Source organism: Sphingobacterium alkalisoli, from assembly GCF_005049105.1.
GTDB classification, from domain to species: domain Bacteria; phylum Bacteroidota; class Bacteroidia; order Sphingobacteriales; family Sphingobacteriaceae; genus Sphingobacterium; species Sphingobacterium alkalisoli.
In genome coordinates, this window is the sequence record NZ_SUKA01000008.1 from 156,646 (window position 1) to 170,584 (window position 13,939).

General features: G+C 40.2%; 14 protein-coding genes. 7 read left to right on the plus strand and 7 right to left on the minus strand.

Annotated elements, in window-relative coordinates; all coding sequences use genetic code 11:
• Positions 1-419: 419 nt before the first annotated feature.
• Complete coding sequence (locus FAZ19_RS20770; RefSeq protein WP_169305728.1) at positions 420-902, plus strand: helix-turn-helix domain-containing protein; 483 nt, start codon at positions 420-422, stop codon at positions 900-902.
• On the opposite strand, the gene FAZ19_RS24400 is transcribed toward FAZ19_RS20770, so the two are convergent.
• Positions 880-1,698: a transglutaminase family protein gene (locus tag FAZ19_RS24400; RefSeq protein WP_317131641.1), complete on the minus strand. Its 819-nt coding sequence runs from the start codon at positions 1,696-1,698 to the stop codon at positions 880-882. The two genes, FAZ19_RS20770 and FAZ19_RS24400, sit on opposite strands and share 23 nt — an antisense overlap.
• A 224-nt stretch (positions 1,699-1,922) precedes the next feature.
• On the opposite strand from FAZ19_RS24400, the gene FAZ19_RS20780 reads away from it, so the two are divergent.
• A complete protein-coding gene (locus FAZ19_RS20780; protein WP_136822684.1) occupies positions 1,923-2,522 on the plus strand; it encodes a hypothetical protein in 600 nt (199 codons plus the stop codon).
• A 4-nt stretch (positions 2,523-2,526) separates the two neighbouring features.
• Complete coding sequence (locus FAZ19_RS20785) at positions 2,527-3,054, plus strand: hypothetical protein (RefSeq protein ID WP_136822685.1); 528 nt, start codon at positions 2,527-2,529, stop codon at positions 3,052-3,054.
• A gap of 435 nt (positions 3,055-3,489) precedes the next feature.
• Here FAZ19_RS20785 and FAZ19_RS20790 read toward each other — a convergent pair whose 3' ends face one another.
• The gene (locus FAZ19_RS20790; RefSeq protein WP_136822686.1) at positions 3,490-4,125 is read right to left on the minus strand and encodes a peroxiredoxin; all 636 of its coding nucleotides are present in this window, start codon (positions 4,123-4,125) and stop codon (positions 3,490-3,492) included.
• Between the two features lie 243 nt (positions 4,126-4,368).
• Between FAZ19_RS20790 and FAZ19_RS20795 the strand changes: the two genes are divergently transcribed.
• Positions 4,369-5,514: an acyl-CoA dehydrogenase gene (locus FAZ19_RS20795; protein WP_136822687.1), complete on the plus strand. Its 1,146-nt coding sequence runs from the start codon at positions 4,369-4,371 to the stop codon at positions 5,512-5,514.
• Between the two features lie 36 nt (positions 5,515-5,550).
• Here FAZ19_RS20795 and FAZ19_RS20800 read toward each other — a convergent pair whose 3' ends face one another.
• The 4 genes from FAZ19_RS20800 to uvrB form a co-directional block, all read right to left on the minus strand.
• Positions 5,551-5,937, minus strand: coding sequence for a hypothetical protein (locus FAZ19_RS20800; RefSeq protein ID WP_136822688.1), 387 nt, complete (start codon positions 5,935-5,937; stop codon positions 5,551-5,553).
• A gap of 56 nt (positions 5,938-5,993) precedes the next feature.
• The gene (locus FAZ19_RS20805) at positions 5,994-7,241 is read right to left on the minus strand and encodes a glutamate-5-semialdehyde dehydrogenase (protein WP_136822689.1); all 1,248 of its coding nucleotides are present in this window, start codon (positions 7,239-7,241) and stop codon (positions 5,994-5,996) included.
• An 8-nt stretch (positions 7,242-7,249) separates the two neighbouring features.
• A complete protein-coding gene (gene proB, locus FAZ19_RS20810; protein WP_136822690.1) occupies positions 7,250-8,281 on the minus strand; it encodes a glutamate 5-kinase in 1,032 nt (343 codons plus the stop codon).
• Between the two features lie 64 nt (positions 8,282-8,345).
• The gene (gene uvrB / locus FAZ19_RS20815) at positions 8,346-10,376 is read right to left on the minus strand and encodes an excinuclease ABC subunit UvrB (RefSeq protein ID WP_136822691.1); all 2,031 of its coding nucleotides are present in this window, start codon (positions 10,374-10,376) and stop codon (positions 8,346-8,348) included.
• A 128-nt stretch (positions 10,377-10,504) separates the two neighbouring features.
• On the opposite strand from uvrB, the gene upp reads away from it, so the two are divergent.
• The 3 genes from upp to FAZ19_RS20830 all read left to right on the plus strand — a co-directional run bounded on the left by upp (position 10,505) and on the right by FAZ19_RS20830 (position 12,427).
• Positions 10,505-11,152 carry a uracil phosphoribosyltransferase gene (gene upp / locus FAZ19_RS20820; protein WP_136822692.1) on the plus strand — a complete coding sequence of 216 codons (648 nt, stop codon included), beginning with the start codon at positions 10,505-10,507 and terminating at the stop codon, positions 11,150-11,152.
• Positions 11,153-11,274: 122 nt separating this feature from the next.
• Positions 11,275-11,748, plus strand: coding sequence for a ribonuclease H-like YkuK family protein (locus FAZ19_RS20825; protein ID WP_136822693.1), 474 nt, complete (start codon positions 11,275-11,277; stop codon positions 11,746-11,748).
• Positions 11,749-11,884: 136 nt separating this feature from the next.
• Complete coding sequence (locus FAZ19_RS20830; protein ID WP_136822694.1) at positions 11,885-12,427, plus strand: AAA family ATPase; 543 nt, start codon at positions 11,885-11,887, stop codon at positions 12,425-12,427.
• A 49-nt stretch (positions 12,428-12,476) separates the two neighbouring features.
• Here FAZ19_RS20830 and ahcY read toward each other — a convergent pair whose 3' ends face one another.
• The gene (gene ahcY, locus FAZ19_RS20835) at positions 12,477-13,793 is read right to left on the minus strand and encodes an adenosylhomocysteinase (RefSeq protein WP_136822695.1); all 1,317 of its coding nucleotides are present in this window, start codon (positions 13,791-13,793) and stop codon (positions 12,477-12,479) included.
• Positions 13,794-13,939: the final 146 nt, after the last annotated feature.

Below are 13,939 nucleotides of genomic sequence, written 5' to 3' on the forward strand. Positions count from 1 at the left end.
AAGTATACATTTCACTTTTTTATCAATACCAATACGTCAAAGAACATAGCGATGCATATAGAAAATCTTTCACAAAAGGCAAGCCTCTTCCTTGTCGTCTTTCGACAACACCGCATCTGAATTAAAATAAAATGATTGAAATCCTATACGCTTTTAACTGGTTTCTTCACGTGGTTTGGCGCTTCATTTAGCTTTACAGGACCGATGTTTTTTGAGAAAGTAAACAACCCCAATTAAACTGGAGATTTAATAATATTTTTAAATAGCCTCTTTCTCATAGTTTATGATTTAATACTGTTTGCAAACTATCTTAATACGATTTTGTTTACATAACAAATATAAAAACAAAAAATAAAATAGCAAAATTTTATAATATTTTTTATTTAATATTTTGCGCAAATAATAATTCTATTTGTTATGTGAGTATTGCAAATAAAACCATATTAGCGGATATTGGTAAACAAATCCGCATACGCAGGGAAGAGTTATCTTATGCACAGAATGATGTAGCAAATATGACAGGCCTCACTATAAATACTGTTGCATCGCTAGAGAAAGGTAAAGGTGCGACACTAAATAATTTTCTGTTGATCTGTAGAGCTTTGGAAATACAACCTAAGGATATTTTTAAAAGTGACATCAGTTTAGAACCTCTTTATAATCTTCCCCCTGAATCTAAAAGACGGATCGAGATTACCCAAAAACTTGACAACCTAGTTTACAACTCCGATTTCTTCAACAGTCCAAAGCGTGTCGCCGATGTCATCAAAGAATTAGACACCGAAAAAAGCGACAGCAACAAATTCTCCGTTTATCTGACCGGCTATTGTAAAGAAGGCGAACTGGAATATATCAAAGAGGGCAACATCAAAAAGTATACTAAAAAGAAAAATGGGGGCTAGACCTTCCCTCCTCTACGCTCACTTGCATCTCATTGAGCGTCACCGCACCGAAGTGTGTGGCAAAGGCAACATCCGCAGCATCCCGCCCGTAGGCCACTAGAATGCGGCCGCCTTTCGGTTCGTGCTGTGTAGCATCGAAGCAATACCAGCGTCCTCCGATATAGGCCTCAAACCAAGCATGAAGGTCCATTGGATCCAACTCGTACAGATAGCCCGTAGCCATCCGTGCCGGAATATCCAATGCCCGGCACAGGGAAATACCGATATGCGCGAAGTCACGGCATACACCTTTCTTCGTTTCCAATACATCGCATGCAGATGAACTGCTGTTGGTAGTGCCATATTCGTATTGGATGTGTGTATGTATCCATTGACGAATCGCTTCCACTTGTTCATAGCCAGTGTTGCAGCCTCTGGTTATTTCCGCGCTCACTTCGCCCAGTTTGTCAGACTCGCAGTACCGGCTCGGCAAGAGAAAGTGCAACATACCGTCCGGCAGGTCAGTGATTGGTGTCCATGCAGCTCCGTAATCCACATCGATCACATCGGCACAGTCGGCAACCACCGTGCTTCGTAGTTGGAATTGTCCGGCGGGCAGCACCAACCGTTGACACAAATTACCGTAAGTGTCGGCAAACTCAGTCATGGCCACATAGGGCGACACCTGCAACTCGTCGCGCATCACGAACTGTCCGATCCCACTCTTCGGCCGCAGCATGAATATCGTTGGCACGGGAAACTCGCAGGTAAAATCCAGAAAACAAGACGCTTGTATTAGCATAGCGTAAATATACATAAAAGCGCAGAAGACAAGGAAATACCTTAAATAAATGCTTATTATTTGTCGGACAACGACTATATTTGATATATAGCTAAGTTTAAATAGCACCCCACAGAAGCTTACGCGATGAAATAAATATTAACTAACAACACTACATACATATATAGTCTATAAAGGAAAAATAAAACCATCATGTCGCCATTTATAGTTATTTTCGTTCTATAACCAAATCTAATTTTATGAATACCTACACATTCTTTTTCGTATTATGTCTCCTATATAGCCACTTAACTATCGCTCAAGAGAATACCAGACCGTACAAGAAAATAAGAGCGGGATATGAATTAAATATCGGGGGTTTTACCGACCAATACACAGCTGTGAATCCCAGCGGCACTGTGCATTATTTAATTCATCCACAATTATGGACAGGCCTACGTGCAGGATTTCGTCATCTATTTTCTGATCCAGCCTATAAAGAAAAGGATTTACAATCCAAAAATATATTTATAAATGAAGAAATAAAAGGTATAGCAACTATCTCTTTACGCTATTATTTCAGTGATAAAAAAATAAGTCCGCTTCTCGAAGGGAGGTTAGGATTACAACAAGGCATCCGCTCGGAACAAGTACAGCTTGCCACAGGTGGATTATTAGGCTGTGCGTTCAAGTTCCCATTTGGTGGAATTATACATTTCGGCTATCAGACTGAACTACTTAATTACAATTCACTTACCTATCGAACGGATGGCACGGGTTATACCGTTTATCGTGTCATCGGTGATCTCCCTATAAAGCGAATGTCTCATGGGGGTTTTATTAACTTTACTTTTAACTGATACGATGAAGAATATCATTTTTATATTTTGCATATTAGGCCTGTTAACAGGCTGCAGGAAACAACGGTATGTAATTACCGAGAATGGGAACTTTGAAATAAAAGGATTGGGATCTATGAGCAATAACCAAGATAGCATTCATGGATCTTTTGAACTTAGCGTAAAATTTGAAGCTTTATATTTTGGTTCGAACTGGCATATTATTCCAACGGCCAATGCCTTAACTCTACCCATAGTTTACGTTAACTCCATTGATCTCAACTCAATTGAAGTCAAACTAGATCAGCCCGTCCAAATTGATGACAAGGATATATCAAAAAACGAGGATATCGTAAAACATCTATTCACGACGACAGAATTATCAAATCTCCAACGATACGAGCCAAGCATCGTACGTATAATATTTAATGACGAACTGTTGAACAGATGTGAATTTCAAACAGGCTGGACTACCTTTTATCTAACGGGTAAGAATTCGGACGATGTCAAATTTTCCTTTTCGAAAAGGGTATTTTTAAATATCAAGCCGTAATTGCAAAGACAATAACAAGACAGCACATGACAAAAATCTAAACAAGACTTGCTTTTTCTCGAATTTATGTATGCATTAAAAAAACAAACGCTATTTAGAATAATACAGATTGAAAAAGAAATAGGTACAAATCTTGATTAAAATTGGCAGTTAATATTTTAATTGCTAACTTTAAATTAAAGAACTACCCATGAGAACCTTTTGGATATACTTTTCCATTTTTTTTATTATGTGCATAATGACGCAATTATTCCTTTACTTTTCTGCACCAGATAGGTATAATTTCGACCTCGTTCATGGCGTCAGTTACCTTGCCATCATATTCATATCTGCTTTACTAACGTCATATATTTTACGCAAACGCAAATACTCCTATAAGGAAAAAGCCAACTTATAGTCGGCTTCTTCTTTATAATTACTAATCGCTTGATACTTTTATTTATTCGGCTGTGGCGTTGTACGCAAGTAAGGTTTTATCTCCGTAAATCCTTTTGGAAATTTAGCAGGAATATCTTCCGTTTTAATAGCCGGCACCACGATGACATCTTGCCCGTCGGTCCAGTCTGCTGGTGTAGCAACAGAATACTCATCAGTTAATTGCAATGAATCAATCACACGCAAAATCTCATTAAAATTCCGACCCGTTGATGCTGGATACGTTAGGGTCAATTTAACCTTGCGATCCGGACCGATAACAAATACAGAACGAACAGTAGCAGTAGCAGATGCATTAGGATGAATCATATCATATAACTCTGCTACCGTGCGATCTTTATCCGCAATGATCGGAAAATCAACATTGGTGTTTTGAGTCTCATTAATATCCTTTATCCAGCCGAAGTGATCCTCTATATCATCTACACTCAATGCCAATACTTTTACATTACGCTTCTCAAATTCACCCTTAAGCTGCGCAGTGCGTCCCAACTCTGTAGTACATACTGGTGTGTAATCAGAAGGATGAGAATAAAGCACTACCCAGCTTCCCTCTGTATAATCGTAAAAATCGATATCTCCAATTGTTGTTTGCGCTTGGAAATTTGGCGCTTGGTCTCCTAATCTTAAACTCATGTTATATATTATTTAAAATCAATATTTCATTTACTCTACTAAGATAGTAGATTAAGATAAACACCCCAAATATATTCCGTCATAACTTTATCATTTCTATAACAACGCGATTGTGATTAAGTTTATTTTTGTGTTAAGGCGTTTGGTGTTAAAGCAATTAACCGATAAAAATTATTTCTCAACAAAACATTATGCATGCATAGTATTTTTAAGTATATTTGAATATACCATACTAAACAAGTTATGTATTTCGAACTATCTGAAGAACATAAAATGATTCGCAATGCCGCGCGTGAATTTGCGCAGGAACTGAAAGCAGGTGCCATTCAGCGCGATGAAGAAGCTACATTCCCTTTCCAGTTTGTAAAAAAAATGGGAGAACTTGGTTTCATGGGGATGATGATTCCCGAGCAATATGGCGGAGCTGGTCTCGACACCTTGGCCTACGTATTGGCATTGGAAGAAATTGCAAAAATAGACGCTTCTACTGCTGTAATCTTATCTGCACACAACTCTTTAGTACTATGGGGATTAAACGAATATGGAACTGAAGAGCAGAAACAGAAATATCTAGTGCCCTTAGCCAAGGGAGAGAAATTGGGTGCTTTTGCTCTCTCGGAACCTGAAGCCGGTTCGGATGCATCTTCGCAACATACAATTGCTGAAGATCAAAGTGATTATTACTTGCTCAATGGAACCAAGAATTGGATCACTAATGGTGGCAATGCCGATATATATTTAATCGTTGCACAAACAGACGTGGGCAAAGGGCATAAAGGAATCAACGTGCTTATTGTAGAAAAGGGATATCCAGGCTTTACAATCGGGCCAAAAGAAAATAAGCTAGGAATCCGCAGTTCCGATACACATTCGCTATTATTTTCGGACGTAAAAGTACCGAAGGAAAACCGGATCGGAGAAGATGGATTTGGATTCAAATTTGCTATGAAAACGCTAGATGGCGGACGGATTGGCATCGCTGCTCAAGCGCTGGGAATTGCTGCGGGAGCCTATGATTTATCATTGGCCTATTCCAAAACACGAAAGACTTTCGGAAAACCGATTTCAGATCATCAAGCAATCCAATTTAAATTGGCCGATATGGAAGTGGAAATAGAAGCTGCCCGCCTATTGACATACAAAGCTGCTTGGACAAAAGACCAAGGACTTCCCTATGGCAAAGAGGCTGCTATGGCAAAATTACACGCTTCTGAAGTCGCTATGAAACACAGTATAGAAGCTGTACAAATTCATGGTGGTTACGGGTATGTCAAAGAATATCACGTGGAACGACTTATGCGCGATGCAAAAATAACACAGATATATGAGGGCACTTCGGAAATACAACGTCTAGTAATCGCACGCGAAATACTAAAAAACAATAAATAGGTAAGGGAGCCCCCCTTACCTTTTATACTCATCTAACTATTTAAGGTATCTATCAATAGTTGCCAAATGCTCAAAATCTTCGAAAGAGAAATTTCCAGTTTTGGCAGCTTGATATTCCAATAGCAACTTGGCCCTTTGGAGTAATTGTACTTCCTTATTGATTAATCCATCATACAGGAATAACAAAGCTAAAGGCCGTAATTGTTCGGGTTCCAACCTATCTGCAAACTGCTTTAGTTCATCTTCGTTTAATTGCAACAGATCGGAACGCTCTTGTTTAAAGAAATCACGATATCCTGTCTCGATATCAACAGGGTTTTGTGATTTATCAAATCCTTCCCATAGTCCTACCACCAATCTCAAAAACTTCCCCATTTCATTGATCCAATTTAGGATCGTGTCTTTTTCATATCGTATTCCCATTCTTCAAAATCAAAAGTCAAAAACCTAATGCCATATCTCAAATCTAACATCTAATATCACCTCACCTGCCCATTACCGGTTACAAACCATTTTTCAGTCACCAATTTCTCCAAGGCAAATGGTCCTCTGGCATGTAGCTTTTGCGTCGAAATCCCTATCTCTGCTCCCAAACCAAATTCTCCTCCATCCGTAAAACGCGTGGATGCGTTGGAATAGACTGCAGCGGCGTCGACTACATTCATAAAGGCACTAATGTGATCGGGATTACTCGAAACAATACATTCGGAATGTTTAGAGGAGTACATCGCGATGTGATCTAAGGCTTCTTGAAAGTTGTCGATCACTTTAACCGAACATTTAAAATCTAAAAATTCCCTTCCATAATCAGACTCCGTTGCCTGTTGAAGGTGAGGATAGTTTAGGCTTGCTAACGTTGCGAAAGCATCCTCATCCGCAAAGATCTCTACACTAGCCTCCTGTAAAAGTGGCGCTACCCGGTGGAGGAAATTTTCAGACACTTTACGGTCTACCAGTATCGTATCTAAGGAATTACAAACCGAAGGACGCGAGATCTTAGCATTCGCAACAATCTGAGCAGCATCTTCGAGATTTGCAGTCTCCTCTACGTAGGTATGACAGACACCTGCCCCTGTTTCGATCACCGGAACTTTAGCATTCTTCCGTACTAAATCAATCAACGACTGCGATCCTCTCGGGATAATAATATCCACATATCTAGTCGCTGTGAGCAGTTCGGAAACAAATTTGCGATCGGTTGGAAGCAGCTGAACAATGTGTTCATCCAAATCGAACTCACGAAGAACAATATGAATTAGATCGACTAGAATGCTATTGGTAAACCAGGCATCCGAACCACCCCGCAATAAACATACATTTCCAGACTGAATACAGAGTGCCGCCACATCAATCGTGACATTGGGACGGGATTCATAGATTACGCCCACAACGCCTAAAGCCACGGATTTCTTTTCAATGTATAGGCCATTAGCCAATTGCTTTGTTAAAAGTACCTTTCCGGTAGGATCTTCCAATTGGCTTACATCGATCACACTTTGTGCCAACCCTTCGATTCGCTCTTTGTTCAACACCAATCTATCATACTTCGGATCAGTGATATCCATGCGATCCAAATCCTTTTGATTCATTGCTATTATATCATTGCTATTCGTTATCAAAAGTGAAGACAATCTCGCTAATACTTGTCTTTTCGTTTCTAACGATAGAGGTTGGATAACCTGTTTCGCTTGGCTCGCATCTTTCAGTAGTTGTTCTATTGTTTCCATCTCTTATTTTATAAAAGCACAATATCATCCGCATGTGCAATTTCTAAATTCTTTTTATTTTTTTCATTTTTAAGTATAGCGGAATCCAATTTGGATTTTGCTACCGCATGGATTAGTCCTTCTTCATCTGCTATCTGAAACACCTCACCAACCTCAAAATCCTGTACGACATTACGCACACCTACCGCCAACAGGCTTTTTCTATTTTGTAAAGCGTTTATAGCTCCTTGATCTACCGTTACCAGACCTGAAATCAAACTTCCACTTGCCAACCATTTATTGCGAGAAGATAGTTTCTTCTTTTGTGCATAACATACAGTACCAGTCTCTCCTTTCACAGCTTTCAATATACCATTTTCGGTTTGCATACTAAAGATAACGGCCTTAATACCCATTTGATTGGCCAATCGGGCAAAATTCAATTTAGAAGTCATCCCCCCAAGACCGACCGCCGACTTCTCCTTGCTTGCTAAAGCTAGCGCATCCTTATCGATGACCTTGATTTCGGGAATAACCTCTCCTTGGGCATTCAAAACCCCAGGAACTGATGTACTGAAAAGAATCTGTTCGGCACCAACCCCCACAGCGATCAGCGTAGCGAGCTCATCGTTGTCCGAAAACTTGAGTTCCTTGTTACTCACGACATCATTTTCATTCGCAATTGGAATAATATTATTGCGCCAAAGTGTCTCATATGTGCTCTTTAGCTGAAGAAACTGATCACGATTGGCAAAATGATGCCGCTCGCAAAGACTTTGCGCTAACGCAATTTTAAAAGGTTTAAAATACGTTGCATACGTTCGTACCAATAACGGATTACCAATAGCCGCGGCCGCTTTCCGTTCTGAAAGTGTGCCACTGTATTTGGGTAAATATTTCTTACCAGCAGCGACAGCTCCCGAGGAAACCAGTACAATATTATAGATAGATTGCAGTTGTGCAGTTTGTCTTGCGATCTCCAAAACGATCCGCTCATCTATTTCTCCACTAGTGGTAATTGAGGCAGAACCGAATTTGATAACCAATATTGGCTTCTTCATTTAAATTTTATTAAAAATCTGCGTTGATATTTTGGAAAAACATAAATATATAGAGGATTTTCAATTATCCGAAGCGATCAGTGTACATTTTTTCCAATGCAAACATTTCATCCCGCAATTTAGCCGCTTCCAAAAAGTCCATGTCTTTAGCGGCTTTTTCCATCCGCTTACGCACTGTGTCCACTGCCTTTTTCATATCCTTCTCACTCATATACTCCATCAAAGGATCTGCAGCCAGTATCGAACCTGCATCCGGCTCGACATAGGCTTTTGCCTCTCCCGGTTTGTAATCAGCCACAGAAGTCTGTTCGAGGATTTCTTCACGCGTCTTACCCACCGTACGTGGTGTAATGCCATGTTCTTGGTTGTAATCCATCTGCTTATCTCTTCGTCGGTTTGTTTCCTCTATGGTAATACGCATACTCTCTGTCACTTTATCCGCATACATAATTACACGTCCTTTATCGTTACGAGCGGCGCGACCTATCGTTTGGATAAGTGAGCGTTCGGAACGCAAGAACCCTTCCTTATCCGCATCCAAAATGGCAACTAACGTCACCTCCGGTAAATCTAAGCCTTCCCTTAGAAGATTGACCCCGACTAATACATCAAACTCACCGAGTCGTAATCCTCTTAAAATCTCTACCCGTTCCAACGTTTTAATTTCTGAATGGATATAACGTACCTTTATATTAAGCCGACTCATGTATTTTGTCAGTTCCTCGGCCATCCGCTTTGTTAATGTAGTCGCCAAAATCCGCCCCCCTTCTTTGATCGCTCTATCGACCTCTTCAAGAAAATCATCAACCTGATTCACCGCAGGCTTTATCTCAATAATAGGATCTAATAAACCTGTCGGGCGGATTACCTGCTCCACCACTACCCCTTCGGTCTGTTGTAATTCATAGTCTCCTGGCGTAGCCGATACATAAATAGTTTGATTCGTTAATGATTCAAATTCGGGAAAGTTTAACGGTCTGTTATCGAGTGCAGCGGGTAACCGGAACCCGTACTCAACCAAGGAAATTTTACGCGAACGATCCCCACCATACATCGCGCGAAGCTGCGGTAAGGTGACGTGACTTTCGTCGATAACCAACAAATAATCTTCGGGAAAGTAATCTAGCAAACAGAAGGGTCTCATGCCGGGTTGTCTACCGTCAAAAAATCGTGAATAGTTTTCAATCCCCGAACAGTACCCGAGTTCGCGCATCATCTCTAGATCGTAGTTTACACGCTCTTCAAGCCGCTTGGCCTCCAGCATTTTCCCTTCTTCTTCCAATTGTGTTTTACGCTGCACCAATTCGTCCTGTATTCTCCAGATGGACTCCGTAAATTTCTCCTTAGGTGTCACAAATAAATTAGCTGGAAATAACGACAGCGCCTCGTGTTTAGCCAATGTCTTGCCGCTACCTGGGTCGATTTCGCTTAGTTCGTCAATTTCGTCACCAAAAAATGATATACGATAAGCATGGTCAAGATAAGCAGGGAATATATCTACAGTATCACCTTTAACCCGAAAAGTTCCGCGTTTAAAATCCGTTGTAGTTCGGGAATACAGAATTTCCACTAGTTTATGCAGGAAAGCATTACGCGAAATGGTAGTTCCCACGCCAAATCTAAAAATAGAACGCGAGAAATCCTCTGGATTACCCATACCGTATATACAGGATACAGAAGAAACCACAATCACATCTCTACGGCCCGACATAAGCGCAGATGTAGTTGCTAAACGCAACTTCTCTATTTCTTCGTTGATTGCCAAATCCTTCTCAATATATGTATTTGAAGAGGCTATAAAGGCTTCAGGTTGGTAGTAATCATAATAGGAAACAAAGTACTGAACAGAGTTTTCCGGGAAAAACTGCTTAAACTCTCCATAAAGCTGCGCAGCTAACGTCTTATTGTGACTTAATATCAATGTCGGCTTTTGGGTTTGTTGAATCACGTTGGCAACCGTGAATGTTTTACCAGATCCGGTTACCCCTAATAACGTTTGATAATGTTCTCCTTCATTCACGCCTGCCACTAATTCCTTGATGGCCTGCGGTTGATCCCCCGTAGGCTTATACTCAGATGTTAATTGAAACTCCATATTACTTCGTGAAATGTAAACTTACTAAAAATGTTCGTCTTCTTATTATTCCATACAATAATGTCGCCTGAAATAAACATTCAATGATATTTTTTTGTTAAATTGGTAGAAATTAAAATCCGTACGCTATGATAAACATTCTCACCCAACACAACAGCATAGCTAATCATTTTTTAGCCGAATTGCGCGATGTCCATATACAACAGGATAGATTACGCTTTCGTAAAAACTTAGAACGCATAGGTGAGCTAATGGCCTATGAAATCAGCAAAACATTTCAATATGAGCTTCAGGAAGTAGAAACACCCTTAGGTTTTGCCAAGACACAACAACTCGTCGATTACCCCGTTCTTACCACCATTATTCGTGCAGGTTTACCATTTCATCAAGGATTCTTAAATGTATTTGATAAAGCTGATAGTGGTTTCATAGCGGCATATCGACATACCAAAAAAAGTGGTGAATTTGAAGTTCATAAAAAATACCTCAACACCCCAAATTTAGACGACAAGATCGTCATTATGGCAGATCCAATGCTGGCCACTGGAAGAACGCTCGTCTTGTGCTGTAAAGAGCTTTTGGCAGAATACAATATCAAAGAACTTCATATTGCTGCCATCATTGCATCTGAAGAAGGTATTCAACATGTAAGGGCCTTTGTACCTGAAGCACAAATTTGGATAGGTGACGTCGACAACGAATTGACCAGTAAGTCCTACATTGTACCAGGTCTGGGCGACGCGGGAGATTTAGCATACGGCATTAAGGAAGACTAAAAATAAGTTTGCTCAGCCAATTTGGAGTTTATAAAACCGATTGGGAAGCAGTAAAAAATTAATATGTAATTAACACAAAATGAACAATATAACTTTAAATTTAACACATAAAAAACAACGTTATGGAATGGCACAAATACAATGGCGAAGTCATACGGATTCCGATCAACGAAGCTGTTGAGGACATCATAAGTAGAGAAGCACATGTAGGCAACAAGCTCAAGGTTTACATAGGAACCGATTCTCAGGTAAAACGAGGAATTGTTGAGTTTGCAACCGTCATCGTTTTCTTACGTGAACACAAAGGAGGGTTTATGTTTATCCAAAGAGACAAAAAACCTCACCGAATGAGTATTAAAGAACGGATGCTCATAGAGGTACAAAAATCGATAGAAATCGCCTATCACCTCTGCCCTCTCCTTGACCAATATCACATCGACCTCGAAGTCCACGCCGACATCAACACCAACCCGAATTTTCAATCCAATGTAGCGCTAAAAGAAGCGATGGGTTACATTATGGGCATGGGATTTATTTTCAAGGCCAAACCCGAGTCCTTTGCTAGTACAGCCTGTGCCAACAGGGTAGTACAATAAGCAAACGCTCGGCCTCTTCTTCTTACATGCTTATCTTTAATTGTAATAACAATTGAAGCATGGCTTCTTCACCCCCTAAAAATCCTCCTATACCAAAATCTTTCAAAAGCAAAATTTTCAGTATTATTGTTCACATATGAACGATACGGAAAAAAAACTATTGAAAATAGCCGTAGTAGGGCCCGAATCCACAGGGAAATCAACGATAGCTCGCTATTTAGCCGAACAATACGATACGGTTTGTGTACCCGAATATGCGCGATACTATTGTAAAAATCTTCACAATAATTACACGTTACAAGATGAAGTTAATATGTTTTATGGGCAAATCGCGCTAGAAGAAGCCCTAATCCCTCTTTGCCGTAACAATATCATGGTAGCAGATGTCACGATCATGACAATAAAGATATGGTGCGACCACCTTTTTGGAAATACACCTCCAGAAGTTAAAAACGAAATTTCCCGAAGACATTATGACTTTTATCTTCTGATGGACATCGATCTGCCCTGGCAGGATGATCCATTACGGGATTTCCCTGATCAACGTGAACATTTTATGGAAGTATGGAAACGGGAGCTGGAAGATTTGAAAGCGAAATATGCAATAGTATCCGGTTTGGGTGATGAACGTCTAGAAAAAGGTCTTGTTCTACTAAAAAACAGCCTTGCTTCTCAGTAGAACAAGGCTGTTTTTATTTAGCGACTATGCGTTCAAATCTGGCACAGACTTAGTATCTGTAGGCATCTGATTTGAAAGGTCCATCTACCGACACCCCAATGTAAGCTGCCTGATCTTCGGTTAATGTATCCAACTCTACACCAATATGTGCTAAATGAAGGCGAGCTACCTTCTCATCAAGATGCTTAGGCAACGTGTATACTTTGTTTTCATAAGCTGCTGTATTCGTCCAGATTTCTAACTGTGCAAGCGTCTGATTCGTAAACGAATTAGACATGACAAAAGATGGATGACCTGTAGCACAACCTAAATTAACCAAGCGGCCCTCCGCTAATAAAATAATATCTTTCCCATCGATAGTGTATTTATCTACTTGAGGTTTGATCTCAATTTTGGTGTCGCCGTAGTTGGAATTAAGCCAAGCCACATCAATTTCATTGTCGAAGTGCCCTATGTTACAAACTACTGCTTTATCTTTCATTGCCTTGAAATGTTCCGCGCGGACAATATCTTTGTTACCTGTAGTAGTTACGATAATATTCGCCTCCTTTACCGCATCTGCGAACTTTTTCACTTCAAAGCCTTCCATTGCTGCCTGCAATGCACATATCGGATCGATTTCAGTTACGATTACACGCACACCCGCAGAACGTAATGACTCTGCAGATCCCTTTCCAACGTCTCCATACCCCGCTACTACAGCCACTTTGCCTGCTAACATTAAGTCTGTTGCGCGACGGATCGCATCTACTAAGGATTCACGACATCCGTATTTATTATCGAATTTAGATTTCGTCACCGAATCATTGACATTAATAGCAGGTAAATGCAGTGTACCGTTTTTCATCCGCTCATACAGACGGTGTACACCTGTTGTGGTTTCTTCGGACAAACCCTTAATCCCATCAATTAATTCAGGAAATTTATCGAACACCATATTTGTCAGATCTCCACCATCATCCAAGATCATATTTAAGGGCTGACGTTCTTCACCGAAAAACAATGTTTGCTCGATACACCAGTTGAACTCCTCTTCCGTCAATCCCTTCCAGGCGTAAACCGGAATACCAGCAGCAGCAATAGCAGCAGCAGCGTGATCTTGCGTCGAAAAAATATTACATGAAGACCAGCTTACATCTGCCCCTAATTCAACCAAGGTTTCGATTAATACAGCGGTTTGAATTGTCATGTGAAGACACCCAGCAATGCGCGCACCTTTTAATGGCTTCGCTGCACCAAATTCTGCACGCAAACTCATTAGCCCGGGCATTTCTGCTTCAGCCAATTCTATTTCTTTTCGCCCCCACTCTGCTAGAGAGATTTCTTTTACTTTGTAAGGAACGTAAGTAGTTTCTAATGATGACATAATGTATTCGTTAAATATTTTAGAAAGGCAAAATTACTTGAAACACACACCATTTCAAAACATTCCACTTGCTTTCTTCACAAAATTGACATTATCTTGAGGATATTACCTTGACCAACGACTCACAAACTCCTATCTTTGTATTA